Genomic DNA, 26,298 nt, shown 5'->3' with positions numbered 1-26,298 from the left:
GCCCGGGCAACGTGCCCGGCCGTCCCTTAAATCAACAGGCGTCCGGCCGCCCACACCTGCGACAATCGAGCCCATGACCACGCTCAAGTCGAAGCTGCACGAAGACCTCAACGCCGCGATCAAGGAGCGCGACGAGCTCCGCTCCTCGACGCTCCGGCTGACGCTCGCCGCGATCACCAAGGAGGAGGTCGCGGGCAAGGAGAAGCGCGAGCTCTCCGACGATGAGGTCACGAAGGTGATCACCCGCGAGGCGAAGAAGCGGCGCGAGGCCGCCGACGCCTTTGCGCAGGGCGGTCGCCCCGAGCAGGCGGAGCGGGAGAAGGCGGAGGGTGAAGTGCTCGCCGCGTATCTGCCCAAGCAGCTGTCCGACGAGGAGCTGAACCGGATCGTCGCCCAGGCGGTCGAGGAGGCGAAGGCGGCTGGCGCGGAGGGGCCGCGGGCCATGGGTGCCGTGATGAAGATCGTGAACCCCAAGGTGGCCGGGCAGGCCGAGGGCGGCCGGGTCGCCGCCGCGGTCAAGAAGCTGCTGGCCGGCTGAGTACGCTCGCTGTCCGAGAGCACTCTCGGACGGCGAGCGACGGTGGATCGGGCCTCGGGGCTTTCAGCGGTGGCCGACTGGGCCGGGGCGGCTGTGCCGTGCCGACGAGACGCCTGTTCCTCAGGCCGGGCGTCTCGCCTCAGGCGCGGATCTTGAAGGGCGATCCTCGCCGGACCCGCGATGGAGTGATCTCAGCGACGCCGTCACGGCCGTTCCCTTCAGGTCCGGGTCGCCGGTGGACACGAGGAGGGGCGCCCAGGTCCGAAAATCCCCAGTGTCGGTGACCGCAAGTCTGCCGCAGCCCCGGAAGGGCTGGCTGGCATCGGCGACGGTGGCCGCGAAGTTCCCGAACGAGACGCTCCGTTCGTTGAGGATCATGGCGGTGAGGATCATGGCGGTGAGGAGCAGCGGCCCCGTGCCATCCGGAGCGACCGGTGCTGAAAGTGTCCCGAGCTGGTGATTTCTGCTCTTCTGCAGGGAGGGGACGACTGAAGTCGCCGACGAGTCCAACGAGTTGGAGTCGGTTGCGGGCGTATGGCGGTCCGGTTCGGCGGGCACTCAGGCACTCAGGTGCTGTAGGGGCGAGGCACGACAGGTGGTAGGTGTGCGCACTGTGCGGCGGGGAGGACCGTGTGCGGTGCGCGCAGCAGACCCAGTTCCTGGGCCCGTGCCCCCAGGGCCACTCGCCCGTTGGCCTGCAGCAGCTCCATGAGTCGTTGAACTCTGCGTTGCACAGTGCGGTGCCCTATGGCGAGTTGCCGAGCGATCGAAGCGTCGTTGAGGCCCGCATACAAGAGGTTCAAGATCTTTCGGTCACTGGCGTCGATATGGGAAATGTCGACAAAGGATTCCGGGTCGGCGGTCAAAATTTCCCCCTATGCGGTATGCGGCCTCTCTTCATCCGGCATTTTAGATGGGATTTGTTGCCCCGGGGGAGTCGAATAAATGGAGTCAAAGGCTGGCGAAAGGGTGGGCGGGATGACGTCATCGCGTCATCCCGCCCGAGGCTGGTCGGGCCCTCGACGTGAGGGCCCTGGGCTGACTCAGTACCAGGGCGTGCAGCTCTGCTTGCCCGACGGGCTCTCGACGCAGGCCCGCATCATGTGCGTCGAGGGGTTGTAGTACATCGGTGTGCGCGTCCAGTAGTAGTTCGTCCCACTCGGGATCTTGGCGGTCCAGCCCGAGGCGCCGCCCTGCTTCAGGCCGAGCCGCCAGTGGCAGGTGGACTGGTCCTTGGTGCAACGCTGGACGTACACGCTCCAGTCCTGCTCGTTCGAGCCGCTGATGTAGTGCAGCCGGGCCCAGCTGTACTGGTCGCCGTCCGTCTTCCCCCACCGCAGCTCGTACAGGAAGGAACCGCCGAGATCGTAGGGGCCGTACGGGCTGACGGGGCCGGACTCCCAGCTCTGGATGTTGGGGTCGTGGCCGTCGCACCCGAAGTTGTCACAGGCCAGAGCGGCAGCCGTCGCCGAATTCGGGACGGCGAGTGCGAGGGCGCTCAACAGCGTGCCGAATATCACACCAAAACGGGTTCGGATTTTCATGGCCCTCCATGTGAGTGGAAACGGAAACGGGCACCCCCTGGCCGTGCCGTGAGTGAATATTTCACGGCCTTCGCCGGTGGGGTGCCCATTTCGAGCAGTTGGCGCAATCGCGCCAGGCCGACCGATTGGTGGGTGAGAAATGAATGGATCCCGTTCAGCGGGCCGCGCTCAATCCCGCCCGCCGGGCCCGTTCTCCGGCCCCTGGATGAAGCCCTCCGGGATGGAGAACGTCGGCTCCGGCTCGGAGCCCCCGCCTCCGCCGTTGCCACCGTTGCCGTTGCCGCCGCCGATCAGGCCACCGATGAGGCCGCCGTTCCCGTTGTCACCGTTGCCGTTGTCGTTGTCCTCGTCGCCCCGGTCGCCGCGGTCCTCGTCCTCGTCGTCGTCCTCGGGGATGTCGACGAGGTTGAAGGACCCGGCTTCCTTGCCGACAAGGGCGCCGGACATGGCGTCCCGCCAGATGGGGCCCGGCACCTGGCCGCCGTAGACCTTGTCGTGCCAGACGCCGCCGATGGTGATGCCCTCCATCTGGACCTGCTGGGTGGCGCTGCCGACCCAGACCGCCCCGGACAGGTTCGGGGTGTAGCCGACGAACCAGGCGTTCTTGCGCTCGTCCGTCGTACCCGTCTTGCCGGCATTGTCCCGGTCGGTGAGGCCGGCCTCCTGGCCGGTACCGGAGTCGACCACACCCTGCAGCAGGGTGTTGACGGTGTCGGCCGTCTTCTCGGACATGGCCCGCGAGCAGGTCGACTTCGGCACCTCCAGCGACTTCTGCTCCTGGCCGATCTTCTGGGTGATCGACTCGATGGCGATCGGCGTGCAGTACATACCGCGCGAGGCGAAGGCGGCGTACGCGGTTGCCATCGTCAGCGGGGAGATGCCCTTGGAGCCGAGGGAGATGGCCGGGACCTCGGGGAGCCTCTCGCCGTTGCCCTGGACGACGTGCAGGTTGTCGGTCATCTTCATCAACGGGCACAGGCCGATGTCGGCGACCATCTGCACGAAGTAGGTGTTGACCGACAGGGCCATCGCCTCCTCCAGCCGGTACGGGCCGACCTCTGACTTGTTCTCGTTGGGGACGGTCTCGCCGCTCTGGTTCATCCAGGGCTTGCCACTGCACGTCTGCACAGGCTCGGGATAGGGCATCTCGTACGGCGCCGGGTACTCCTGCGTCACCGGCCGCCCCTCCTCCAGCGCGGCCGCCGCGACGAACGGCTTGAACGTCGAACCGGTCGGGAAGCCGTAGTTCGAGCCGCCCATGGAGGCGTCGACCGAGTAGTTGTACTCGGTCTCGTTCTTGCCGTAGCCGAACGGCTTCGACTGGCCCATGCCGAGGATCCTGCCGGTGCCGGGTTCGACCAGGGTGGTGGCCGCGGCGACCTGGTCGTCCTTGTTCACGTGGTCCTTGAGGGAGGCCTGGACCGACTCCTGCGCCTGCGGATCGAGAGTCGTGCGGATCGTCAGGCCGCCCTGGTTCCAGATCTTCGCCCGCTCCTCCTTGGACTTGCCGAAGACCGGATCGCTCTTGAAGACCTTCTCGACGTACTTGCAGAAGAAACTGGCGCCCTTCACCGCGGTGATGCAGCCGTTCTGCGGTCGGCTGATCTTCAACTCCAGCGGCTGCCCCTTGGCCTCGTCGGCCTCCGCCTGGGAGATGTTGCCGATATCGGCCATCCGCTGCAGCACGACGTTGCGCCGCTTGGTGGCCTCCGCCTCGTCGTTCACCGGGTCGTACCGGCTGGGCGACTGGACGATGCCGGCGAGGAGCGCCGACTCCTGGAGGCTGAGGTCCTTGGCCGACTTGGAGAAGTAGCGCTGGGCGGCGGCCTCGACGCCGTAGGCCTGCTGGCCGAAGAAGGTGATGTTCAGGTAGTTCTCGAGGATCTTCTTCTTGCCCAGCTCCTCCTCGACCTGGATCGCGTACTTCAGTTCGCGGATCTTGCGGCCGAGGGTCTGCTGGGTGGCCTGCGCGACCTTCGTCGGGTCGTCGCCGGCCTCCTCCACGAAGACGTTCTTCACATACTGCTGGGTGAGCGTGGATGCGCCCTCGGCCACGCCGCCGCTCTGCGCGTTGCGGTTGAGGGCGCGCAGGACGCCCTTCAGGTCGACCGCGCCGTGCTGGTAGAAGCGGGCGTCCTCGATGGCGACGATCGCCTTCTGCATGTACGGCGAGATGTCCTTGAGGTCGACCACCGTGCGGTCGCGTGAGTACACCGTGGCGATGTGGTCGCCCTTGGCGTCGAGGATCGTGGTGCGCTGGCTGAGCGGCGGGGTCTTCATGTTCGCCGGGAGCTCGTCGAAGCTCTCCACCGAGCCCTTTGCCGCAAGGCCCAGCGCGCCGACGGCGGGCAGCGCGATGCCGGCCATGACGGCTCCCGCGAGCACACTGACACCGAGGAACTTGGCGGCCTGCTGTGTTGGCGACAGACCACCGCCCGAGCGCTTCTTTGGCATGAGGGCAGCCTACGTTCTCATTCGCCGGACACGCGTATATGCCTTGGCCTAAGCTGCTCTCAACTGTCACAGCAGTAGGGCCACGTATCAATACGTCCGGCGACCCCGAATCGTTCCGGTTCCTCTCGGTCTTTTTTGCCGAGGTGTGTTGGGTGCGTGTCCGAATCCGCCTTGTGTGTCACCTGGCGTCCGTTGTGACTCAGCTGAACCGTCCCGGAATGCCGGGATTGTCGCGCATGTCGCGGGCTCACTCCCCCGGGTGATCTGCCGCTTACCCATAGTCCGTTCGGGCCATTCAAGATTGGGCCCGCTGGGGGTGTTGCGCTGTGCCCACCTTCCGTAACGTCCTCAACTGGCGGCGGTGAATATGCCGCTGCCGCCGTGGGGGAGCCTCGATTCGGGAGAGGACGGCGCCGGTATGGGCTGGGTAACCGACTGGAGTGCGCAGGCGGCCTGCCGCACTACCGATCCGGATGAACTGTTCGTTCAGGGAGCAGCGCAGAACAGGGCCAAGGCGGTGTGCACCGGATGTCCGGTACGCACTGAATGTCTGGCCGATGCGCTCGACAACCGCGTCGAGTTCGGCGTGTGGGGAGGCATGACGGAACGGGAGCGCCGCGCACTGCTGCGCAGGCGGCCCACTGTCACTTCATGGCGTCGGCTCCTCGAGACCGCGCGTACTGAGTACGAGCGCGGGGCCGGCCTCGTACCCCTCGACGACGACGAGGTGTACGAGAACTACGCGGCAGTGAGCTGAGGGGCGTCCCCTCGGCGTCCCCTCAGGGGAGTTTCCCTCCGGCGGTTGGGGGCTGTACCCCCTTATGGGTCCTTATGGGCCCTTATAGGTCGGGGCTGTACCCCTCATGTGTCGCCGTCAGGCACTCATGCGCCGCCGTCAGACACGCGGACCTCGCCGTCAGGCAGCTCCGGCCGGTTGGCCGCGAGCCGGTCACCGATGTCCCGCAGTCCCGCGAGGTCATGCACATCGCCGGGCAGCGCGGCCACTTCGGCCACCGCCACCTCGGGGTGGAGCGCCGTGAAGCGGTCACGCGTGCGCTGCTCGCGGGCGAGCAGCTGCATACGTTCCGCGTGCAGCCTCAGCAGACCCGCGGTGAGCTGGTCGACGGATCGCTCCGAGTCCGGGTCGGCGGGGGAGCCGTCGTCCGTGACGGTGGGGGAACCTTCGTCCGGAGCAGCCGGTGGGTCGGAAGCGGGAGATTCTGAACTGTCGTACGTGTCGGGAGAGTTACGAAGACCAGCTTTCCCTCCCCCCTGATCCACAATGCGGGGCTCCTCAAGATTTTCCGCGGCGGCGAGTGCCCGTTCGGCGGACAGCCGGAAGGCGCCGCTGCCGTGGACCCGGTTGAGTACCAGACCGGCCAGCGGCATGTCCTCGGCGGCCAGCCGCTCCACGAAGTACGCGGCCTCCCGCAGCGCGTCCCGCTCCGGGGCCGCCACCACGAGAAACGCGGTGCCGGGTGCCTGGAGCAGCTTGTACGTCGCGTCCGCGCGCGTACGGAAGCCGCCGAACATGGAGTCCATCGCCGCCACGAACGTCTGTACGTCCTTCAGAAGCTGACCGCCCAGCAGCTTCCCCAGCGCGCCGGTCATCATCGACATACCGACGTTCAGGAACTTCATTCCCGCCCGGCCGCCGACCTTCGCCGGGGCCAGCAGCACGCGGATCAGCTTGCCGTCCAGGAAGGAACCCAGCCGCTTGGGCGCGTCCAGGAAGTCCAGCGCCGAACGGGACGGCGGCGTGTCGACGACGATCAGGTCCCACTCGTGCCGGGCCCGCAGCTGGCCCAGCTTCTCCATCGCCATGTACTCCTGCGTGCCCGCGAAGCCCGCCGAGAGCGACTGGTAGAAGGGGTTCGACAGAATTGCGGCCGCCCGGCCGGGGTCCGCATGCGCCTCGACGATCTCGTCGAAGGTGCGCTTCATGTCGAGCATCATGGCGTGCAGTTCACCTTCGCCGTCGATGCCCTTCACCCGGCGCGGGGTGTTGTCGAGGGAGTCGATGCCCATGGACTGCGCCAGCCGGCGCGCCGGGTCGATGGTGAGGACGACGACCTTCCGGCCGCGCTCGGCGGCCCTGAGGCCCAGCGCCGCCGCCGTGGTGGTCTTGCCGACCCCGCCCGAGCCGCAGCACACGATGATGCGGGTCTGCGGGTCGTCGAGGAGCGGATCGAGGTCGAGCACGCGCGCGGGGGAGAGATGGCGGGCGCCTTCCGGGGCGTGGGCCGGGTCCGGACTCATGCGATCCCCTGCTTCCGCAGTTCGTTGGCCAGTTCGTACAGGCCCGCCAGGTCCATGCCCTCGGCGAGCAGCGGCAGTTCGTGCAGCGGCAGGCCCAGCTCACCCAGGGCGGAGCGCTGTTCGTGCTCCAGCAGGTACCGCTCGGCATACTCCTCGGCCTGCGCCAGCAGCGGGTTCACGAGCTTCTCGGCGTTCTGCCCCCGGCGCGCCCCGCCGAGTCCGGCGGCCGACAGCGACCGCGCGATGTCGGTCCGCGGAACGGTCCGTACGAACTCGAGGTCGGCCGCGTCGAGCACCCCGGGCCGCACCATGTTCACGATGACCCGCCCCACCGGCAGCCGAGCGGCCCGCAACTCGGCGATCCCGTCCGCCGTCTCCTGGACGGGCATCTCCTCCAGGAGCGACACCAGATGAACCGCCGTCTCCGGCGACTTCAGCACCCGCATCACGGCCTGCGCCTGATTGTGTATCGGCCCGACCTTGGCGAGCCCGGCGACCTCGTCGTTGACGTTGAGGAAGCGGGTGATGCGACCGGTGGGCGGTGCGTCCATGACGACGTAGTCGTACACGAACCGCCCCGACCTGTCCTTGCGCCGGACCGCCTCGCACGCCTTGCCGGTCAGGAGTACGTCACGCAGACCAGGCGCGATGGTGGTGGCGAAGTCGATGGCGCCGAGCTTCTTCAGAGCCCGTCCGGCACTGCCCATCTTGTAGAACATCTGGAGGTAGTCCAGAAGGGCCAGTTCGGGATCGATGGCGAGGGCGTGCACCTCCCCGCCGCCCGGAGCTACGGCGATCTTCCGCTCCTCATAGGGCAGCGCCTCCGTTTCGAAGAGCTGTGCGATGCCCTGCCGACCCTCGACCTCGACGAGAAGCGTCCGCTTCCCTTCCGTGGCCAGAGCCAGCGCGAGGGCTGCGGCGACCGTTGTCTTGCCGGTCCCGCCCTTGCCGCTGACGACCTGGAGCCTGCTCACGTCTTCGAGCGTAACCAGTCCGCGCCGGAACCAATCCGGGGCCTGTGGACAACGGCGGCCCCCGGCGTCCGCGTACCCCGCCGACCACAGCGGATACAGTCGGCCCATGACCAAGTGGGAATATGCAACCGTGCCGCTGCTCGTCCACGCAACGAAGCAGATTCTGGACACCTGGGGCGAGGACGGCTGGGAGCTCGTCCAGGTGGTGCCCGGGCCGAACAACCCCGAGCAGCTCGTGGCCTACCTCAAGCGGGAGAAGCAGGCGTGAGCGCGGTCGAGGCGAAGCTCGCCGAGCTGGGCCTTGCGCTGCCGGCGGTCGTCCCGCCGCTGGCCGCCTACCAGCCGGCCGTGCAGACCGGGCCGTACGTCTACACCGCCGGCCAGCTGCCGATGGTGGACGGCAAGCTTCCGGTCACCGGCAAGGTCGGCGCGGAGGTCACCCCCGAGGAGGCCAGGGAACTCGCCCGTACCTGCGCCCTGAACGCGCTCGCGGCCGTCAAGTCCGTCGCGGGCGACCTGGACCGTATCGCGCGCGTCGTGAAGGTCGTCGGCTTCGTGGCCTCGGCGTCGGACTTCACGGGGCAGCCGGCCGTCCTCAACGGCGCGAGCGAGCTGCTCGGCGAGGTCCTCGGCGACAAGGGCGTGCATGCACGCAGCGCGGTCGGCGTGGCGGTGCTGCCGCTGGACGCGCCCGTGGAGGTCGAGATCCAGGTGGAGCTCACCCAGCCTTAGGGCGTGTCCGGCGGATCATGCCGGAATCGCGGGGCCTGGCACGCCCTGGCAGCCGGGGCGATCACTGCCTCTCGAACATCCGCTCACCACGGGATAGCCTCGCGCCCATGGCGAACGGTCAGTGGTACCCCGCGGAGTGGCCGGACCGTATCCGCGCGCTTGCGGCGGGCACGCTCACGCCGGTGACCCCGAAGCGCGCGGCCACGGTCATGCTCCTGAAGGACACCGGCACCGGCCCCGCTGTCCACATGCTGCGCCGACGCGCGTCCATGGCCTTCGCCGCGGGCGCGTACGCGTACCCGGGCGGCGGTGTCGACCCGCGCGACGACGAGCACCACGTCGGCTGGGCGGGCCCCACGCGCGCGTGGTGGGCGACACGGCTGGGCGTCGACGAGACGGCCGCCCAGGCGATCGTCTGCGCGGCCGTACGGGAGACGTACGAGGAGGCCGGCGTCCTCCTGGCCGGACCGACCCCCGACTCGGTCGTCGGCGACACCACGGGCCCGGACTGGGAGGCGGACCGCGCCGCCCTCGTCGCCCGTGACCTCTCCTTCGCGGAGTTCCTGGACCGCCGGGGCCTGGTCCTGCGCTCCGACCTGCTCGGCGCGTGGACCCGCTGGATCACCCCGGAGTTCGAGGCCCGCCGCTACGACACCTGGTTCTTCGTCGCCGCCCTCCCCGAGGGCCAGCGCACCCGCAACGCCTCCACGGAGGCGGACCGCACGGTGTGGATCCGGCCCGCGCAGGCGGCCGCGTCGTACGACAAGGGCGAGCTGCTGATGATGCCGCCCACGATCGCGACCCTGCGGCAGCTGACGGCGTACGGCACGGCCGCCGAGGCGCTCGCCTCGGCCCCGGACCGCGACCTGACGCCCGTCCTGGCGCAGGCCCGTCTGGAGGGCGACGAGATCGTGCTCGCCTGGCCGGGACACGACGAGTTCACCAAGCACATCCCGACCGGTGGAGCCCCCGCATGACGGACGCAAGCGCCCTTCCCGGCCAGCCTCGTGGCGGGGTCCTCTCCGGCCCCGCCACCCCGCGGGCGGTCAACGTCCTCGCGCCCAACGCGTCCGCAATGACCCTGGACGGCACCAACACCTGGATCCTGGCGGAACCCGACTCCTCGGTGGCCGTCGTGATCGACCCGGGCCCCTTGGACGAGGGCCACCTGCGCACTGTCGTCGACACCGCCGAACAGGCCGGCCGGCGCATCGCCCTGACCCTCCTGACCCACGGTCACCCGGACCACGCGGCGGGCGCCGCCCGCTTCGCCGAGCTGACCGGCACCAAGGTGCGGGCGCTGGACCCGGCGCTGCGGCTGGGCGACGAGGGTCTGGCCGCCGGGAACGTGGTCACGGTCGGTGGCCTGGAGCTCAGGGTGGTGCCGACGCCGGGCCACACCGCGGACTCCCTCTCCTTCCACCTCCCGGCCGACCGGGCCGTCCTGACCGGCGACACCATCCTGGGGCGCGGTACGACGGTCGTGGCGCACCCCGACGGCCGCCTGGGCGACTATCTGGACTCCCTGCGGCGCCTGAGGTCCCTCACGGTCGACGACGGCGTCCACACGGTGCTCCCGGGCCACGGACCGGTCCTGGACGACGCTCAGGGCGCCGTGGAGTACTACCTCGCCCATCGTGCCCACCGGCTCGCCCAGGTGGAGACGGCCGTCGAGGACGGCTACCGGACGCCGGCCGAGATCGTCGCCCACGTGTACGCGGACGTGGACCGCTCCCTGTGGCCGGCCGCGGAGCTGTCGGTACGGGCGCAGCTGGACTACCTCGAGGAGCACGGGCTCATCTAGCTCGGCCGGCCCGGTGGCTCAGTCGGGGCGGGGCGCCTTGACGCCGTGCACGCGCGCGTACTCCCCAGCGAGCCACGGCCCGAGGTCGTCGACGTACGACCTGAGAAGGGCAGGGTCTCCCGTCGGCTCGTACCCGGCGACGGCCGCGGTCTTCATCTGCTCCGCGCGCGTGGGGTGGTACGCGCCGAAGATCTCGGCCATCTCCGTCAGATCGCTGGTCCAGCCGCCCCAGCGGGGCATGACGAGCGTGAAGCCGGTGCGGACGAGATGCCGGGACATGAAGCGCACGAGCGGCCTGCGGGCCTCGTCGGTGTCGTCGGCGGCGGCGATCCGCTCGCGCCAGCGGGGCAGGAGAAGGGCGAGATCGCCGTTGGTCTCGCGGGCCAGGAGGCCATCGGGCCGGTAGCGCGGCAGGTACTCGGCGAGATCCTCCCCGAGCAGCGGCGTGCACAGACAGGCGACGAACCACCCCAGGTCGTGCGTCTCCAGCTCGCTCAGCAGCCGCGTACGGCTGTACAGCAGCGTCCCGACGCCGTCGATCTCGGGGAACTCCTCGTCGAGGGCCTCGCCCAGGGCACGAGTGGCGGCGCGGTCCGCGTCACCGGGCTCCTCGCACAGGGCGACCAGCAGATCCAGGTCGCTGCGCCCCACGCGCGCGGTGCCGCGCGGGATCGACCCGTAGAGGTACGCGCTGTGCAGCCGCGTCCCGAAGACGTCCGGCAGCCGGTCCCGGGCGGCGGCGACGACGGGACGGAAGGGGGACTGGACGCGCTCGAGGGAGCCCTCGCGGGTGAGGTAGCCCTGGGAGTCGAGGCCTTTGGGGGGAACGGTTCCGGCCATGGGGTCACTGTGCCGTGGCCGGCCCGTACGTGCGGTGGATTTTCATCGCGCCGGCGTCAAACAGCCCGTCCGGCGTTGGAGGACGAGGCCGTTCAGGCCGAAGTGGGGCCTGGGGGCGGCTGCCCCCAGGGCGACGACCACAACGAGGCCTGCCAACGCTCAGCGCGAGCGCTTCGCCAGCCTCTCCACGTCCAGCAGGATCACCGCACGCGCCTCCAGGCGGAGCCACCCGCGCTGAGCGAAGTCCGCCAGCGCCTTGTTGACCGTCTCGCGGGACGCGCCGACCAGCTGGGCCAGCTCCTCCTGCGTCAGGTCGTGGACGACGTGGATGCCCTCCTCGGACTGCACGCCGAACCGGCGGGAGAGGTCCAGCAGGGCGCGGGCCACACGGCCCGGGACGTCCGAGAAGACGAGGTCGGACATCGCGTCGTTGGTCTTGCGCAGCCGACGGGCGACGGCGCGCAGCAGCGCGGAGGCGACCTCGGGGCGGGCGTTCAGCCAGGGCTGGAGGTCGCCGTGGCCGAGGCCGAGCATCTTGACCTCGGTGAGCGCGGTGGCAGTCGCGGTACGCGGGCCCGGGTCGAAGAGCGACAGCTCGCCGATGAGCTCGCTCGGTCCGACGACGGCCAGCATGTTCTCGCGGCCGTCGGGGGACGTGCGGTGAAGCTTGACCTTGCCCTCGGTGACCACGTAGAGCCGGTCGCCCGGGTCGCCCTCGTGGAACAGGGAGTCACCCCGCGCGAGGGTCACCTCACTCATGGAGGCGCGCAGCTCCGCGGCCTGCTCGTCGTCGAGCGCCGCGAAGAGCGGATTGCGCCGCAGAACGTCGTCCACGAGTTTTCTCCTTGTCGACCTGCTCAGGGGAATCTTGCTCCCCCGTGTGTACCAGGGGACCCTGGTGCCCATTTTGCCGGACGGACCAAACAGTGTGATCTGTCACAAGGATGCCGCACGGCTGTCCCCAGGTAAGCGGCAGGGGTCCAATTGGGCGCCGATCTTCGGGGTCCAGGGCGGATGTCGGTGCAGGGCCTTAGGCTGGCCGGGTGTCCAAATAGCCGGTGAGAGCACAGGCCTAGGGGGCTGCACGGGTGGTTGTACGTCGGGATTCTGCCGTGGGCGAACAGGAGCCCGATGGCGGAAAGAAAGCGGCAAAAGCGACAAAAGGGGCGTCGGTAAAAAGCGCGACCGAGAAGAAAGCGACCGCGAAGAAGACGCCGGCCAAGAAGGCCACGGCGAAGAAGACGCCGACGAAGAAGCCGGCGGCGAAGAAGGCCCCCGCGAAGAAGTCCGCGGCCGCCGGGACGGCCACCGCCGTGACCCGGAAGGCGACCCTCGGGCGGAAGAAGGTCGTCGCCGCCCCCGAGAAGGCCTCTGCCGCCGTCAAAAAGGCCCCGCCCACGAAGACCGTCGCCCCGAAGCCGCCCAGCAACGAGTCCCGTACGGCCCTGGTCCGCCGCGCCCGCCGCATCAATCGCGAACTCGCCGAGGTCTACCCGTACGCGCACCCGGAGCTCGATTTCGAGAACCCCTTCCAGCTCCTGGTCGCCACAGTCCTGTCCGCCCAGACCACGGACCTGCGCGTCAACCAGACGACCCCGGCCCTGTTCGCCAAATACCCGGGCCCCGAGGACCTGGCCGCCGCCAACCCGGAGGAGGTCGAGGAGATCCTGCGGCCGTGCGGATTCTTCCGGGCCAAGACCAGGTCGGTGATGGGGCTGTCGAAGGCCTTGGTGGAGGAGTTCGGCGGTGAGGTCCCCGGACGGCTCGAGGACCTCGTGAAGCTGCCCGGCGTCGGCCGCAAGACCGCGTTCGTGGTGCTCGGCAACGCCTTCGGCCGTCCCGGCATCACCGTGGACACGCACTTCCAGCGGCTGGTGCGGCGCTGGCAGTGGACCGAGGAGAGCGACCCGGACAAGATCGAGGCCGCCGTCGGCGCGCTCTTCCCCAAGAGCGAGTGGACGATGCTCTCGCACCATGTGATCTTCCACGGCCGTCGTATCTGCCACTCCCGCAAGCCCGCCTGCGGCGCCTGCCCCATCGCCCCGCTCTGCCCCGCGTACGGCGAGGGCGAGACGGACCCGGAGAAGGCGAAGAAGCTGCTCAAGTACGAGAAGGGCGGCTACCCCGGCCAGCGGCTGAAGCCCCCGCAGGCCTATCTGGACGCGGGCGGCAAGCCGGCCCCGCCGCTGGGGGCCGGATGACGGGAGAAGCGGCGCACACTGCACAGACCTCGGAGCGGCCGGAACGATCTCGGTGCCGTCCGGCGTTGGACGTAAGCGGACGACGGGGGTGGCGATGACACGTGCGGGTCATACTCAGGGCGGTTCGGTGACGCTCAGCAAGGAGGGTCTGCCCGCCTGGCTGGACCCGGTGGTGCACGCCGTGGAGACGGTCGAGCCGTTGCAGTTGAGCCGCTTCCTGCCTCCGGCGGACGGCGCCGGCCGCCAGTCAGCCGTACTCATCCTGTTCGGCGAGGGCGAGCGCGGCCCCGAGCTGCTGCTGATGGAGCGGGCGAGCTCACTGCGCTCGCATGCCGGCCAGCCCTCCTTCCCCGGCGGTGCTCTCGACCCCGAGGACGGCGACCCCACGGCGGACGGGCCGCTGTGGGCCGCTCTGCGCGAGGCCGAGGAGGAGACCGGCCTCGACCCGTCCGGTGTGCAGCTGTTCGGTGTGCTGCCCAAGCTCTACATCCCGGTCAGCGGATTCGTCGTCACGCCGGTACTCGGCTGGTGGCGCGAGCCGAGCCCGGTCGGCGTCGTGGACCCGAACGAGACCGCCCGGGTCTTCACGGTTCCCGTGGCGGATCTCACGGACCCCGCCCACCGCGCGACCACCGTTCACCCCAGCGGTCACCGGGGCCCGGCATTTCTGGTCGAATCGGCCCTGGTGTGGGGCTTCACAGCCGGAATCATCGACCGCCTGCTGCACTTCGCGGGCTGGGAGAGGCCGTGGGACCGCGACAAGCAGGTCCCGCTGGACTGGCGGTCATGACAGGGTGGCCCTCGTGCTGTTGCCGGGCCCCCGGCCGACCAGGAGTGATCGCGAAGTGATGAGGCGAGGCTTGAAGCGGTGAACGTGCTGGACATCCTGTTGCTGGTCGCCGCCGTGTGGTTCGCGATCGTGGGCTACCGCCAGGGCTTCGTCGTCGGCATCCTGTCGGTGATCGGCTTCCTGGGCGGCGGCCTCGTCGCCGTCTACGCCCTGCCCGTCATCTGGGACGCGCTCACCGACAACTCCGAGGTGAACACGACCGCCGCCGTGGTCGCCGTCGTCGTCGTGATCGTCTGTGCCTCGGTCGGCCAGGCCCTGACCACTCACCTCGGCAACAAGCTGCGCCGGTACATCACCTGGTCCCCGGCCCGCGCCCTGGACGCGACCGGCGGCGCCCTCGTCAACGTCGTCGCCATGCTGCTGGTGGCGTGGCTGATCGGCTCGGCGCTGGCCGGTACCACGCTGCCGACCCTCGGCAAGGAGGTGCGCAACTCCAAGGTGCTGCTCGGGGTGTCCCGGGCCCTGCCCGCACAGGCCGACACCTGGTTCGCGGACTTCTCCTCGGTCCTTGCGCAGAACGGCTTCCCGCAGGTCTTCAGCCCGTTCTCGAACGAGCCGATCACCGATGTCCAGCCCCCGGACCCCGCCCTCGCGAACAGTGCCGTCGCCGCCCGCGCCCAGCGCTCCATCGTCAAGGTGATGGGCACCGCCCAGAGCTGCGGCAAGGTCCTGGAGGGCACCGGCTTCGTCTTCGACGAGCGCCGGGTCATGACCAACGCGCATGTCGTCGGGGGCGTCGACGAGCCCACCGTCCAGATAGGCGGCGAGGGCAGGCGGTACGACGCGACGGTCGTCCTGTACGACTGGGAGCGTGACATCGCCGTACTCGACGTACCCGACCTGGACGCGCCCGCCCTCGAGTTCACCTCCGAGGACGCGGCCAGCGGCGACAGCGCGATCGTCGCGGGCTTCCCGGAGAACGGCGCGTACGACGTGCGCTCCGCGCGCGTACGCGGGCGCATAACGGCCAACGGACCGGACATCTACCACCGGGGCACGGTCCGCCGTGATGTCTACTCGCTGTACGCGATCGTCCGCCAGGGCAACTCCGGCGGCCCGCTGCTCACACCCGAAGGCAAGGTCTACGGCGTGGTCTTCGCGAAGTCCCTCGACGACGCCGAGACGGGGTACGCGCTGACCGTGGACGAGATCCGCGAGGACATCACCAAGGGGCGTACGGCCAATCAGCAGGTGGGCAGCGACAGCTGCGCCCTGTGAGGGCCGTTCGAGGGATCAGCCGCGCGGGTGACGCAGGCGCATCGAGACCCAGCGCGCACGCCGGCGCAGAATGTGTGGGATGCCCACCCTGAGTTCCGTGCCCGCCAGTTGCGGGGTGCCCCGCTGGTGGGAGCTCAGGCCATTGCCCGAGCGGCGAGTGCGTGCTGCGTCACTGTAGTCGTGCGTCCAGCCCATACCCCGACGTCTGCCCCTGGCCCAAGGTCGATAACCGCCGCCGAGGCGTCCAATTGGCCTATGCGCCAGGCATTTGGCAGTTCGTAGTACAGGCGTTCAGAACCGCATACCGGGCGCATCGGCTCGGTCGCCGATCGGGTTCGGGTCTTTCAGCCGGCCGGGGCCGCGGCCCCGGCGTGCTTCATCGGTCGGGCTCGGGATCCTGCAGCCAGTTGACGAGCTCGGAGGAGAACGCCACCGGATCCTCCTCGTGCGGGAAATGGCCGAGACCGTCGAACAGCCGCCAGCGGTACGGCGCTTCGACGTACTCTCCGGAACCGGCCGCGCTCCTGGTCCTCATCACCGGGTCGAGGGAGCCGTGCAGATGCAGCGTCGGCACGCGCACGGGCCGCTTCATGCGCCGGTTGAACTGGATGCCGTCGGGCCGGGCGAGGGATCGCACCATCCAGCGGTACGGCTCGATGGCGCAGTGCGCCGTCGAAGGGATGCAGATCGCCCTCCGGTACGTCTCCACGGCCCCGTCCTCCGGCAGCCGCGGGCCGGACCAGTCCCGGATCAGCCGGCCCACCAGCGCCCCGTCGTCCGCGAGGAGCTGCCGCTCCGGGATCCACGGCCGCTGGAACCCCCAGATGTGGGAACTCGAGGCCGTCTGCTTGACGTCGGAGAGCATCGCCGAGCGCCAGCGCCGCGGATGCGGCATCGACGCGACCGCGAGGCGCCGGACGAGCTTCGGACGCATCACGGCCGCCGTCCACGCCAGATAACCGCCCAGGTCATGGCCGACGAGCGCGGCGTCCGGTTCGCCCAGGGACCGTACGACGCCCGTGATGTCGAGGGCGAGGTTGGCCGGGTCGTAACCCCGTGGCGTGCGGTCGCTGCCGCCGACGCCCCTCAGGTCCATGGCGACGGCCCGGAACCCGGCGTCGGCGAGCGCCACCAGCTGGTGCCGCCAGGTCCACCAGAACTGCGGGAAGCCGTGCAGCAGCAGTACCAGCGGTCCGTCGCCCAGCTCCGCGATGTGGAACCGCGCGCCGTTCGCCGCGACGTCCCGGTGCAGCCAGGGACCTTCGGGTCGTACGACCGAGGCGGGTTGCGCCGAAGGGGTGTCGGGTTCCGTCATGACGACGAGCGTGCCACAGCCTCGATGGCCTCGGGCACGCGGTCCCGGGGCAGCTCGGGAAGTTCCGGGCGATCCGGTCGCGGATGCGGCTTGGCCTTCTGCAGGACGCCCGCGCTCTCCTTCACCGACGCGGCGACCTTCTGCGGGCCGCGGCCCTTCTTGGCCTTCTTCGCGAACACGAGGCCGATCAGGGCGAGGACGAGAGCGATGAGGACGTTCGCCGCGAAGGACAGCAGGAAGCAGACCGCGAGGTTCCAGTCGCTCCAGGTCCGGATGCCGTAGGCCAGGGCGAAGTTCAGCATCGGCAGGGAGAAGACGAGGAGTCCGGCGGCCGCGACGAACGCGCCCCCGGACGTCGCTCCGCGCTTGACGTCCTGCCTGATCTGCGCCTTCGCCAGTGCGATCTCGTCGTGCACCAGCGCCGACATCTCGGTCGTCGCCGAGGCGAACAACTGGCCGATGCTGCGTTCGGCGCCGACCGGGCTGCCGTCGGGTGCGCTCATCGCGGTCTCCCTCTTCTGCGTACGGGTCCGTCCATGCCTGATTGCGTACGGTCCCGACTTTTGTACCGTCCCGTCAGATCATGCCGGACCGTCGTTCTCCTCGCCTGCCCCGCCCGCGACTTCGGCAAGCTCGCGTCGCTCCGCCTCCCTGACCGCGGCGAGCCTGCGGTGCTCCGCGGCCTTGCGGTCGTAGATCTCCGCCATCCGCAGGTGGTACGCCGGGTCGTGCTCCTCGTAGATGTCCGGGATGCCGTCGAGGTCGTCGTCGCGCTCCTCGGCCTCGCACAGCCGGCGGTACTTGACGTTGCGCACCTTCAGCAGCGTGCCGGCGACCAGGGCCGCTATGAGGGAGCCCGTCAGTACGGCCGCCTTCACCTCGTCCGTCAGGACCGTGTCACCCTCGAAGGCCAGTTCACCGATGAGCAGCGAGACGGTGAAACCGATGCCGGCGAGCGACGCGACGGCGAAGACGTCGGCCCATTGGAGGTCGTCGCTGAGCGTGGCCCGGGTGAAGCGGGCGGTGAGCCAGGTACCGCCGAAGATGCCGATCGTCTTGCCGACGACCAGACCGAGGACGACCCCCAGGGTCTCCGGCTTGGTGAACACGTCCTTCATGGAGTCGCCGGAGATCGAGACGCCTGCGCTGAACAGGGCGAACAGCGGTACGGCCAGGCCCGCGGACAGGGGGCGCACCAGGTGCTCGATGTGCTCGCCGGGGGAGTGGTCCTCACCCTTGTGGGTGGTGCAGCGCAGCATCAGGCCCATGGCGACGCCGGCGATGGTGGCGTGGACGCCGCTGTTGTACATCAGCGCCCAGATCACCAGGGCGAGCGGGACGTACACGTACCAGCCGCGTACTCCCTTGCGCAGCAGCAGCCAGAAGACGCCGAGGCCGACGACCGCGCCGCCGAGTGCCGCGAAGTCGATCGTCTCGGTGAAGAAGACCGCGATGATGAGGATCGCGAAGAGGTCGTCGACGACGGCGAGGGTGAGCAGGAAGGCGCGCAGCGCGCTCGGCAGGGATGTGCCGATGACGGCGAGCACGGCGAGCGCGAAGGCGATGTCCGTGGCGGTGGGCACGGCCCAGCCGTCCAGGGAGCCGCCGCCGAGGATGTTGGTGAGCGTGTAGACGAGCGCCGGTACGGCCATGCCGCACAGGGCGGCGACCACGGGCAGGGCGGCCGCCTTGGGATCGCGCAGATCGCCGGCGACCAGCTCACGCTTGAGCTCGATACCGGCGACGAAGAAGAAGATCGCCAGGAGGCCGTCGGCCGCCCAGTGTTCGATCGAGAGGTCGAGGCCGAGGGCCGCGGGGCCCAGGTGGAAGTGGCTGACGGTCTCGTAACTGTCGTGCAGCGCGGGTATGTTCGCCCAGAGCAGCGAGGTGACGGCGGCGAGGAGCAGCAGCACACCGCCGACGGTCTCGGTGCGCAGCGCGTCCACGACGAAGGTCCGCTCGGGCAGCGACAGGCGTGCGAATACCTTGCGAGGGTTGAGGGGCGCGGTCACGGCGAGACCTCCGGTCGGTGGGCAGCACGGAGCACATGCCGACCAGACTTCCCGGCGCACCTGAGATCACTGTTGCGTTGTTGACGCTTTTCTTAGCTTACCTAAGATGCGGCGGACCGGTCCGGTGAACTTCACGTTAGGCGCAAAAAGGGCACCCGGCGCGCCTGTCAGGCGTCTTTCGCCGGGTGCCCTGTCGGGCCGCCCTCAGCCCTCGAGCGTTCTCAGTCCTCGCTGGATGCCGCCGGGAGCTTCGCCTGGATGAGATCCATGACCGTGGAGTCGGTCAGCGTTGTGACATCGCCGAGCTGGCGGTTCTCCGCGACGTCCCGCAGCAGCCGACGCATGATCTTGCCGGAGCGGGTCTTCGGCAGCTCCGCCACCGGCAGGATCCGCTTCGGCTTGGCGATCGGGCCGAGGGTGGCGCCCACGTGGTTGCGCAGCTCGGCCACCAGGTCCTCGGTCTCCGCCGCCGTACCGCGCAGGATCACGAAGGCGACGATCGCCTGCCCGGTCGTCTCGTCGGCGGCGCCGACCACGGCCGCCTCGGCGACGGACGGGTGCGACACGAGCGCCGACTCCACCTCGGTCGTGGAGATGTTGTGGCCGGACACCAGCATCACGTCGTCCACCCGGCCCAGCAGCCAGATGTCGCCGTCGTCGTCCTTCTTCGCCCCGTCACCGGCGAAGTACTTGCCCTCGAACCGCGACCAGTACGTGTCGATGAACCGCTGGTCGTCGCCCCAGATCGTGCGCAGCATCGACGGCCACGGCTCGGTCAGCACCAGGTAGCCACCGCCGCCGTTCGGCACCTCGTTCGCCTCGTCGTCGACGACCGTCGCCGAGATGCCGGGCAGCGGCGTCTGCGCGGAACCCGGCTTGGTCTCCGTCACGCCGGGCAGCGGCGAGATCATCATCGCGCCGGTCTCGGTCTGCCACCAGGTGTCCACGATCGGCGTACGGTCGGTGCCGATGTGCTTGCGGTACCAGATCCACGCCTCGGGGTTGATCGGCTCACCGACGGAGCCGAGGACACGCAGGGAGGACAGGTCGAACTTCGCGGGGATGTCGTCGCCCCACTTCATGAACGTACGGATCGCGGTCGGCGCCGTGTACAGGATCGTCACCCCGTACTTCTGCACGATCTCCCAGAACCGGCCCTGGTGCGGGGTGTCCGGCGTGCCCTCGTACATCACCTGCGTGGCGCCGTTGGCGAGCGGACCGTACACGATGTACGAGTGCCCGGTGACCCAGCCGACGTCGGCGGTGCACCAGTAGACGTCGGTGGCCGGCTTGAGGTCGAAGACGGCGTGGTGGGTGTAGGCAGCCTGGGTGAGGTAGCCGCCGGAGGTGTGCAGGATGCCCTTCGGCTTCCCCGTCGTACCGGATGTGTAGAGGATGAACAGCGGGTGTTCGGCCTCGAACGCCTCCGGGGTGTGCTCGGCGGACTGCCGCTCGACGAGTTCGTGCCACCACGCGTCCCGCTCGTCGTTCCAGGCGATGTCCTGGCCGGTGCGGCGCACCACGAGCACATGCTCGACGTTGTCCACACGTGCGATCGCGTCGTCGACGGCCGGCTTGAGCGCGGACGGCTTGCCCCGCCGGTAGCCACCGTCGGAGGTGATGACGACCCGTGCGTCGGCGTCCTGGATGCGGGTGGCGAGCGCGTCGGCCGAGAAGCCGCCGAAGACCACGGAGTGCGCGGCGCCGATCCTGGCGCAGGCCAGCATCGCGATCGCGGTCTCGGGGATCATCGGCATATAGACCGCGACCCGGTCGCCCTTGCGAACTCCCAGTTCCAGCAGGGCGTTGGCGGCCTTGGAGACCTCGTCCTTGAGCTCGGCATAGGTGATGGCGCGGCTGTCTCCGGGCTCGCCCTCGAAGTGGATGGCGACGCGGTCACCCTGCCCGGCCTCGACATGCCGGTCGACGCAGTTGTACGCGACGTTCAGCTCGCCGTCCTTGAACCACTTCGCGAACGGCGGGTTCGACCAGTCCAGTGTCTCGCTCGGCTCCTTGGCCCAGGTCAGCCGACGGGCCTGCTCGGCCCAGAAGCCGAGCCTGTCAGCCTTGGCCCGTTCATACGCCTCCGCCGTGACGTTGGCGTCGGCGGCCAGGTCGGCGGGGGGTGCGAACCTACGCTCCTCACGAAGCAGGTTGGCCAGGCTCTCGTTGCTCACGACATCTCCCTCTCGAAGGGTGTCCGTTGTGTCCCAGGCCACAGCTCATCAGACCTGGTGGTCCGATGACAAGGGTCGACTGAATATTGGTTTAGACCTGTCGAGGGTCGCACCCATGGGTGACCGGGCCGGCCTCGAACCGCTTCCGACGCCGGTCATCCCTTCCCACGGACCGCGCGCGGACCCGGTTCAGTCCTGTAACGCCCCTCACACCTCCGGACCCGGGCCACGCGTCATGCGGACAGGTCCACCGGCCGCACGGTGTCGAACACCTTCTCCTCCTCCGCATCGAGGAGCAGATATGCCTGCGCCTCCCCTACGTGGAAGTACATCCCGTTCAGCTCCAGCGCGCCCTCGCGCAGCGCGCGGGACACCGACTCGTGGGCGCGCAGGTGCTCCAGTTGCTGCACCACGTTGGTCAGGCAGAGCTGCTCGACCGCGTCGGCGGGCGCGCGCCCGGCCAGCCGACCCCAGGGCCGCCCGGTGTCGGCCATGCGCTCGAGGCTGGGCAGACCGTGCCGCAGCCACCGCCTGAGGGGCGTCCGCGTGCCGTCCGGCTCGGCGTTGAGCAGCGCCTGCATGGCCCCGCACCCGGAGTGCCCGCACACCGTGATGGACCGCACCTTCAGCACGTCCACCGCGTACTCGATCGCCGCCGCCACCGAGTCGTCCCCGCTCTCCTCGCCGGGCTGGGGGCACCTCCCAGCGTTAGCTGGGGGAGGGACGAGGTTGCCCACATTGCGCACCACGAACAGGTCCCCGGGGCCACTGGAGGTGATCATCGAGGTGACCAGGCGTGAGTCGGCGCAGGTGAGGAAGAGCTGGGACGGCCGTTGCCCCTCCCGGGCCAGTCGGGCCAGCTCGCCCCGCACCAGAGGAGCGGTGTTGCGCTGGAACGCGCTGATCCCGCGCACCAGTTGATGACTGCTCGGCTCTTGACCGCCGGCGTCACCCGGCCCGGGCAGCCCCTCCCGGTCGCGCATGACGCTGACGTGGACGCCCTCACCGCACGTGCCCGAACCGTCCCCGACGGTCTCGGGGCCGTCCGTTCCGCCCGGCTGCTCACCGGCCGGCTGCGCGGACGGCGGGCGGTCCTGCTCGCACTGGTGGTTGCGCCAGGGCGTCCAGGGCCGGCATCGGCAGCCGCCCGAGTCGGCCGGCTCGGGGGTCCAGGAACCTCCGTGGCGGCCGGAGGCGCCGGTGGGCTCGGCGATCTGGACCCCGGCACGGCGGCCCGTCAGTTCGACGGAACCGCCTCGTACGGTGTGCGTCTTCTGCCAGTCGTGCAGGGTCTCGTACGCCGCGTGGTCCATGAACGAGCCGTCCAATTCGACGACCACGTCCGCCCCGTGGGGCACGAGGTGCAGGGCCCGGCTGAGCCTTGGCACCGCGAGGAACGTCAGCTGCCCTCGTACGTGTACGTGATGGACTCCTTCCGTCTCGTAGTGCGTGATACGTGTGCGGGTGAGGCGGTGCAGGGCGACACCGACGGCCACGGCGATCCCCAGCGCCACACCCTCCAGGACGCCGAGGAGCACCACGGCGAGGGTGGTGACGGCGTACACCAGCACCTCTCGGTGGCGGGTCACCGTGCGGATGTGGTGCAGGGACACCATCTGGATGCCGACGGCCATCACCAGGGCGGCGAGCGAGGCGAGCGGGATGAGCTCCAGGATCGGGACCATCAGCAGCGCGGCGACTACTACGAGAACGCCGTGCAGCATCGTGGAGTTCCGGCTGACGGCACCGGCTCGCACATTCGCCGCGCTGCGCACCGCGACCCCGGTGACGGGTAGTCCGCCGAGGGCGCCCGAGACCATGTTGGCGGCGCCCTGGCCGCGCAGCTCCCGGTCGAGGTCGGCGCGTGGCACGGGCGGTCCCCCGGGGCGGGAGGCGGCCAGCCTGTCCACGGCCACCGCGGACAGCAGCGACTCGACGCCGCCGACCAGCGTGATCGTCAATACGGCGGCGACGAGCCCGAGCACCGGTCCTTCCGGCAGCCCGGCCAGGGCGTGACTGCTCCACGACGGCAGGTCGACCCGGGGCAGTCGCAGCCCGCCGAGTGCGGCCACAGCGGTGGCCGCCGCCACCGCGGCGAGCGCCGCCGGGACCAGCCGTACGACTCGCCCCATCTGCCCGGGGATCCGCGGCCAGGCGAGCAGGACGGCCAGGGTCAGGACGCTCATGGACAGAGCAGTCGGATGCAGGTCGGCCAGCTGGGCGGGCAGTTCGCGCACGTTGTCGACGACAGAGCTGTGGGGGGCGCCGCCGAGGACGATGTGCAGCTGGGCCACGGCGATGGTGACGCCGATACCTGCGAGCATGCCGTGCACGATGGCGGGGCTGACGGCGAGCGCGGTGCGTGCCACGCGCAGGAAGCCCAGGCCGACTTGGGTGAGACCGGCGAGGACGGTGATGGCGCACGTCGTACGCCAGCCGTAGCGCTGGATGAGGTCGGCGGTGACTACTGTCAGCCCGGCTGCGGGGCCGCTCACCTGGAGGGGGGCGCCGCCGAGCCGGCCGACGACGAGTCCGCCCACGGCGGCGGCGACGAGACCGGCCTGCAGGGGCGCGCCGGTGGCGAGGGCGATGCCGAGGGACAGCGGCAGGGCGATCAGGAAGACGGCGATGGAGGCCGAGACATCGGCGCCGGCGACGGGGAAGCGGCGGTGCCGGGGTGGTGGCGGGCTGTGCGTGGGCGGGTGTGTTCGGGGCCGTAGGGGTCGGTGGTGCGGGTGGGGACGCAAGCTGACATGTTTCCCGTCTCCTCCGGGGCAGCGCGGTCGCGGAACAGGTGGTCCCGCCCGGCGGCGGGGTTGGGTCGCGGCCGTGGGTCACGGCGTGCAGCAGCGGGATGTGGCAACTCTCAGTAAATGAATCGTAATGCAGAGTAAAGGTCAGGCATGGATTTTCCCGGCAAATGGGTTAGATCGTCGCCTCAGTGAGTGAAACGAGCTTTTGATCGGCTTGTCGTACTAATTCCTTCTCCTTCTCATGCGACCTTGGCCGCGCTGCCAACTCATCGACTGGAGAAGGAAGGTGGGCGGAACATGGCCGCCACCCAGAGGATCGCCGCGGTCGCTGTGGTCGCCGCGGCCTGTGCCGCATCGCTCGTCGGTTGCACGACCGGCTCCGACAGTTCGGAGGAGGGGGCCCCCGGCCCGCAGCAGGGCGCCGGGGTACCCAGGAGCCCGGTCCGCCTGATCGGTGACGGCTCCACCGCGTTCACCGGGGCGCAGCCGCATCTGCCCCGGCCCGAGCGGCTGAAGCCCGGTGCGAAACCCCCGCAGTTCGTGGTGTTCTCCTGGGACGGCGCCGGCGAGGACAGTCAGCGCCTGTTCTCCCACTTCCGCAGGGTCGCCAGGGAGAACAACGCCACGATGACGTACTTCCTCAGCGGCGTGTACCTGCTGCCCGAGGACAAGAAGGACCTCTACCGCCCACCGCAGCACTCGCCCGGCCGCTCCGACATCGGCTTCAACGACCGCCAGGGCATCGCCGACACCGTGAAGCAACTGCGGCTGGCGTGGTTGGAGGGCAATGAGATCGGCACCCACTTCAACGGTCACTTCTGCGGCAGCGGTGGCGTCGGTGAGTGGTCGGTGGAGGAGTGGAAGGAGGAGATCGTCCAGGCGAAGAAGTTCGTGAAGTCCTGGAAGACCAACGCCGGTATGGAGGACGTCTCCCCCCTGCCCTTCGACTACGACAAGGAGCTGATCGGAGCGCGCACTCCCTGCCTGGAGGGCCAGAAGAACTTCATGAAGGCCGCCCGCGAGCTGGGCTTCCGCTACGACACCAGCGGCGTCAACAACCAGGTCTGGCCCGGCAAGAAGGAGGGCCTGTGGGACCTGTCGATGCAGCTCGTGCCATTCCCCGGGCACACCTACGAACAGCTGACCATGGATTACAACTTCATGGTCAACCAGTCGGGCACCACCACCCAGGGCGACCCCGCCAAGTACGAGTTCTGGGGCGACCAGATGCGCGACGGCCTGCTCCAGGGCTTCCAGCGGGCATACAACGGCAACCGCGCACCGCTGATCATCGGCAACCACTTCGAGTCCTGGAACGGCGGCACCTACATGCGCGCCGTCGAGGAGGTCATCGAGCAGGTGTGCACCAAACCCGAGGTGCGCTGTGTCTCCTTCCGGCAGCTCGCGGACTGGCTGGACGCCCAGGACCCGAAGACCCTCGCGAAACTGCGCACGCTGAAGGTCGGTCAGGCCCCGAAGCACGGCTGGGCGTCCTTCCTGTCCGTGCGCCCCGCCCCGGCCCCGAAGGGAGTCCCCGGGGCGCCGGCGGACAGGCAGTAGGAGTCGTCACGCGGGGGTGGCGACACTCTCACTGAGCACGAACCCGGGGTCGATCTGCGCCGCCAGGTCGACCCCGAGGCGCTCATTGCCCCAGGACTGGGCGTTCTTCAGGTGGAAGTGCACCATCTGGTGGGTGTAGCGCTCCCAGTCGCGCAGTTCGTACGTCGCGTCGGCGGCCGTGCGCAACGTGCGCAGGGCCTGCTGGTTGATGTCCTCCAGGTGCTCGAACCGGGGCGGCCGGCCCTTCTCCATGGCGCGTACCCAGTCCGAGTGCCCGATGGTCTCGAGCAGGTCGTCCCCGACTTCGGCGCGGAGGAAGTCGAGGTCGTCCTGGCCCTGAACCTTGTTGCCGACGACCTTCAGTGCAACGTCGAAGTCGCGGGCGTACTCCTTGTACTGGCGATAGACGGAGACCCCCTTCCGGGTCGGCTCGGCGGCGAGGAACGTGATGTCGAAGCGGGTGAACAGGCCGGAGGCGAAGGAGTCCGAGCCTGCGGTCATGTCGACCACGACGTACTCGTCGCGGCCGTCCACCAGGTGGTTCAGGCACAGCTCCACCGCTCCGGTCTTGGAGTGGTAGCAGGCGACCCCCAGGTCGGCATCCGTGAAGGGGCCGGTGACCATCAAACGGACGGCCCCGCCGTCGAGTTCCACCGGCCGGGCGCAGGCGTCGTAGACCGGATTGTCCTCGCGCACCCGGAGCAGTCGCGAGCCCTCGCCCGGCGGCGTGGTCTTGATCATCGAATCGACCGAGCCGATGCGCGGGTTGGAACCGCGCAGGTAGTCCTTGATCAGGGCGAGCCGGTCGCCCAGCGCGGGCAGTCGGGCGGCCTCCGCTTCCTCGAGGCCGAGCGCGGCCCCGAGGTGCTGGTTGATGTCGGCGTCGATCGCGATGACCGGGGCGCCCGAGGCCGCCAGATGGCGGATGAACAGGGAGGACAGGGTGGTCTTGCCGCTGCCGCCCTTCCCGACGAAAGCAATTTTCATGTTCACCAAGGGTAGTGGCGTGCTGGCGGTGCGTGGCAGGTGCAGGTGAAGAAGACCACTCCATCGTGGGGTGTGCGCCC

General features: G+C 69.5%; 24 protein-coding genes. 10 read left to right on the top strand and 14 right to left on the bottom strand.

The genetic code is table 11. From position 1 onward, the window contains the following. The first annotated feature begins 73 nt into the window (after positions 1–73). On the top strand, positions 74–538 hold the full coding sequence (locus StrepF001_RS19900) for a GatB/YqeY domain-containing protein (RefSeq protein WP_129799568.1): 465 nt from the start codon (positions 74–76) through the stop codon (positions 536–538). Positions 539–1,104: 566 nt separating this feature from the next. Here the strand turns inward: StrepF001_RS19900 and StrepF001_RS19895 are convergent. The 3 genes from StrepF001_RS19895 to StrepF001_RS19885 form a co-directional block, all read right to left on the bottom strand. Continuing rightward, positions 1,105–1,404 carry a LuxR C-terminal-related transcriptional regulator gene (locus StrepF001_RS19895; protein WP_276322831.1) on the bottom strand — a complete coding sequence of 100 codons (300 nt, stop codon included), beginning with the start codon at positions 1,402–1,404 and terminating at the stop codon, positions 1,105–1,107. A gap of 177 nt (positions 1,405–1,581) precedes the next feature. Then, positions 1,582–2,082, bottom strand: coding sequence for a hypothetical protein (locus StrepF001_RS19890; protein WP_129799567.1), 501 nt, complete (start codon positions 2,080–2,082; stop codon positions 1,582–1,584). Between the two features lie 168 nt (positions 2,083–2,250). Beyond that, entirely contained in the window at positions 2,251–4,536 is a 2,286-nt protein-coding gene (locus StrepF001_RS19885) for a transglycosylase domain-containing protein (protein ID WP_129799566.1), read from the bottom strand. 418 nt (positions 4,537–4,954) lie between these two features. Here StrepF001_RS19885 and wblA point away from each other — a divergent pair, with 418 nt between their 5' ends. After that, positions 4,955–5,293, top strand: coding sequence for a transcriptional regulator WblA (gene wblA, locus StrepF001_RS19875; RefSeq protein WP_167529677.1), 339 nt, complete (start codon positions 4,955–4,957; stop codon positions 5,291–5,293). Between the two features lie 125 nt (positions 5,294–5,418). Here the strand turns inward: wblA and StrepF001_RS19870 are convergent, their stop codons facing one another. Next, positions 5,419–6,795: an ArsA family ATPase gene (locus tag StrepF001_RS19870; protein ID WP_129799565.1), complete on the bottom strand. Its 1,377-nt coding sequence runs from the start codon at positions 6,793–6,795 to the stop codon at positions 5,419–5,421. Next, positions 6,792–7,769, bottom strand: a complete 978-nt coding sequence (locus tag StrepF001_RS19865) for an ArsA-related P-loop ATPase (protein WP_129799564.1) — start codon at positions 7,767–7,769, stop codon at positions 6,792–6,794. Before StrepF001_RS19865 ends, StrepF001_RS19870 begins: the two co-directional genes overlap by 4 nt. Positions 7,770–7,875: 106 nt before the next feature. Between StrepF001_RS19865 and StrepF001_RS19860 the strand changes: the two genes are divergently transcribed. The 4 genes from StrepF001_RS19860 (at position 7,876) to StrepF001_RS19845 (ending at position 10,305) form a co-directional block, all read left to right on the top strand. Then, the gene (locus StrepF001_RS19860; RefSeq protein WP_003975360.1) at positions 7,876–8,037 is read left to right on the top strand and encodes a DUF4177 domain-containing protein; all 162 of its coding nucleotides are present in this window, start codon (positions 7,876–7,878) and stop codon (positions 8,035–8,037) included. Beyond that, positions 8,034–8,501, top strand: a complete 468-nt coding sequence (locus tag StrepF001_RS19855; RefSeq protein WP_129799563.1) for a RidA family protein — start codon at positions 8,034–8,036, stop codon at positions 8,499–8,501. Before StrepF001_RS19860 ends, StrepF001_RS19855 begins: the two co-directional genes overlap by 4 nt. 107 nt (positions 8,502–8,608) lie before the next feature. Then, the gene (locus StrepF001_RS19850; protein WP_129799562.1) at positions 8,609–9,478 is read left to right on the top strand and encodes an NUDIX hydrolase; all 870 of its coding nucleotides are present in this window, start codon (positions 8,609–8,611) and stop codon (positions 9,476–9,478) included. After that, the gene (locus StrepF001_RS19845) at positions 9,475–10,305 is read left to right on the top strand and encodes an MBL fold metallo-hydrolase (protein WP_129799561.1); all 831 of its coding nucleotides are present in this window, start codon (positions 9,475–9,477) and stop codon (positions 10,303–10,305) included. The genes StrepF001_RS19850 and StrepF001_RS19845 overlap by 4 nt, the downstream gene beginning before the upstream one ends. Positions 10,306–10,323: 18 nt before the next feature. On the opposite strand, the gene StrepF001_RS19840 is transcribed toward StrepF001_RS19845, so the two are convergent. Together StrepF001_RS19840 and StrepF001_RS19835 are read right to left on the bottom strand one after the other, a co-directional pair. Beyond that, the gene (locus StrepF001_RS19840) at positions 10,324–11,145 is read right to left on the bottom strand and encodes a nucleotidyltransferase domain-containing protein (protein ID WP_129799560.1); all 822 of its coding nucleotides are present in this window, start codon (positions 11,143–11,145) and stop codon (positions 10,324–10,326) included. Between the two features lie 159 nt (positions 11,146–11,304). After that, complete coding sequence (locus tag StrepF001_RS19835; protein WP_129799559.1) at positions 11,305–11,979, bottom strand: Crp/Fnr family transcriptional regulator; 675 nt, start codon at positions 11,977–11,979, stop codon at positions 11,305–11,307. A gap of 278 nt (positions 11,980–12,257) precedes the next feature. Between StrepF001_RS19835 and nth the strand changes: the two genes are divergently transcribed. The 3 genes from nth to StrepF001_RS19820 all read left to right on the top strand — a co-directional run bounded on the left by nth (position 12,258) and on the right by StrepF001_RS19820 (position 15,414). After that, on the top strand, positions 12,258–13,346 hold the full coding sequence (gene nth / locus StrepF001_RS19830; RefSeq protein WP_129799558.1) for an endonuclease III: 1,089 nt from the start codon (positions 12,258–12,260) through the stop codon (positions 13,344–13,346). Positions 13,347–13,440: 94 nt separating this feature from the next. After that, the gene (locus StrepF001_RS19825) at positions 13,441–14,136 is read left to right on the top strand and encodes a CoA pyrophosphatase (RefSeq protein ID WP_129799557.1); all 696 of its coding nucleotides are present in this window, start codon (positions 13,441–13,443) and stop codon (positions 14,134–14,136) included. Between the two features lie 78 nt (positions 14,137–14,214). After that, complete coding sequence (locus tag StrepF001_RS19820) at positions 14,215–15,414, top strand: MarP family serine protease (RefSeq protein WP_129799556.1); 1,200 nt, start codon at positions 14,215–14,217, stop codon at positions 15,412–15,414. 15 nt (positions 15,415–15,429) lie between these two features. Here the strand turns inward: StrepF001_RS19820 and StrepF001_RS48065 are convergent, their stop codons facing one another. The 6 genes from StrepF001_RS48065 to StrepF001_RS19790 form a co-directional block, all read right to left on the bottom strand. Continuing rightward, complete coding sequence (locus StrepF001_RS48065) at positions 15,430–15,609, bottom strand: hypothetical protein (RefSeq protein ID WP_129799555.1); 180 nt, start codon at positions 15,607–15,609, stop codon at positions 15,430–15,432. 181 nt (positions 15,610–15,790) lie between these two features. Beyond that, on the bottom strand, positions 15,791–16,729 hold the full coding sequence (locus tag StrepF001_RS19810) for an alpha/beta hydrolase (protein ID WP_129799554.1): 939 nt from the start codon (positions 16,727–16,729) through the stop codon (positions 15,791–15,793). Next, positions 16,726–17,232, bottom strand: a complete 507-nt coding sequence (locus tag StrepF001_RS19805; protein ID WP_129799553.1) for a phage holin family protein — start codon at positions 17,230–17,232, stop codon at positions 16,726–16,728. The genes StrepF001_RS19810 and StrepF001_RS19805 overlap by 4 nt, the downstream gene beginning before the upstream one ends. A gap of 78 nt (positions 17,233–17,310) precedes the next feature. Further along, positions 17,311–18,741: a Na+/H+ antiporter NhaA gene (nhaA, locus tag StrepF001_RS19800; protein WP_129799552.1), complete on the bottom strand. Its 1,431-nt coding sequence runs from the start codon at positions 18,739–18,741 to the stop codon at positions 17,311–17,313. A gap of 221 nt (positions 18,742–18,962) precedes the next feature. Then, positions 18,963–20,918, bottom strand: coding sequence for an acetate--CoA ligase (gene acs, locus StrepF001_RS19795; RefSeq protein ID WP_129799551.1), 1,956 nt, complete (start codon positions 20,916–20,918; stop codon positions 18,963–18,965). A gap of 233 nt (positions 20,919–21,151) precedes the next feature. After that, on the bottom strand, positions 21,152–23,548 hold the full coding sequence (locus tag StrepF001_RS19790) for a SulP family inorganic anion transporter (protein WP_240797591.1): 2,397 nt from the start codon (positions 23,546–23,548) through the stop codon (positions 21,152–21,154). A gap of 420 nt (positions 23,549–23,968) precedes the next feature. Between StrepF001_RS19790 and StrepF001_RS19785 the strand changes: the two genes are divergently transcribed. Continuing rightward, on the top strand, positions 23,969–25,231 hold the full coding sequence (locus StrepF001_RS19785) for a hypothetical protein (protein ID WP_129799549.1): 1,263 nt from the start codon (positions 23,969–23,971) through the stop codon (positions 25,229–25,231). Between the two features lie 6 nt (positions 25,232–25,237). On the opposite strand, the gene StrepF001_RS19780 is transcribed toward StrepF001_RS19785, so the two are convergent. Further along, complete coding sequence (locus tag StrepF001_RS19780) at positions 25,238–26,218, bottom strand: ATP-binding protein (RefSeq protein ID WP_165396306.1); 981 nt, start codon at positions 26,216–26,218, stop codon at positions 25,238–25,240. Between the last annotated feature and the right edge of the window lie 80 nt (positions 26,219–26,298).

It is taken from the genome of Streptomyces sp. F001, from assembly GCF_004187715.1.
Lineage (GTDB): Bacteria > Actinomycetota > Actinomycetes > Streptomycetales > Streptomycetaceae > Streptomyces > Streptomyces flavusporus.
The sequence above is the reverse complement of the archived record's forward strand: the minus strand, read 5'-3'. Positions and strand labels throughout refer to the sequence as shown.